The organism is Candidatus Melainabacteria bacterium RIFOXYA2_FULL_32_9 (assembly GCA_001784615.1).
GTDB lineage: Bacteria > Cyanobacteriota > Vampirovibrionia > Gastranaerophilales > UBA9579 > UBA9579.
This window is the reverse complement of the sequence record MFRQ01000082.1, coordinates 7,741-8,426: the sequence shown is the minus strand read 5'-3', so window position 1 is coordinate 8,426 and position 686 is coordinate 7,741. Positions and strand designations below refer to the sequence as shown.

General features: G+C 35.6%; 1 protein-coding gene. It reads left to right on the top strand.

The features are described from left to right. On the top strand, positions 1-662 hold a 662-nt coding region (locus tag A2255_03680; protein OGI20342.1), incomplete at its 5' end, for a hypothetical protein. Positions 663-686 lie beyond the last annotated feature (24 nt).

Here is a 686-nt window from a genome sequence, read left to right as displayed (position 1 = left end):
CAATAGGTATAGCAGGAGAAACTGCCAGTGGTAAATCAACATTTACTTTCGATATAATCGAAGCAATAAATAATTTCCAAAGAAAATATGCTCTTGAACCCCTTATAACCCGAGTTAACACTGACGATTATTACTATGACAGATCAGATATGGTAAAAGCAGCCGGCAGCTTTGCCAACTTTGCCAAAAACTATGATCTTGATGTACCTAAAGCTTTCGAGCTCAGTTTATTAAAACAGCATATAGAGCAATTGGTTCTTGGAAATCCCGTCTGGTTACCAAAATATGATATGAGCGGAACCGCAATAAGACATGATAACCATACATTAGCTATTCCAACCAGAATAATAATTACTGAAGGGTTGTTCACCCTTACAAATCAAATAAAAGATGCTTTCGACTTTTGTGTTTATGTAGATGTATCTCATAAGGCACAGAAAGAGCGATTTTTCAAACGTGCACAAGAGCGAAATCTAGGTGATGCCACAATAGACGTTTACAACAATGCCACTTCAAAAGCAGAAATTCACATAAAGCCTTCTGCTAAAAACGCTGCTATGGTTATAAACGGTGAAGCATCAAGAAAAGATTACCAGAATACCGCAAATAAATTCTTTGAAATTCTGGAATATATACATTTTTCAAAAGCTGTAGCTAAATAGTATCCTGAAATAGTGTGATATGAA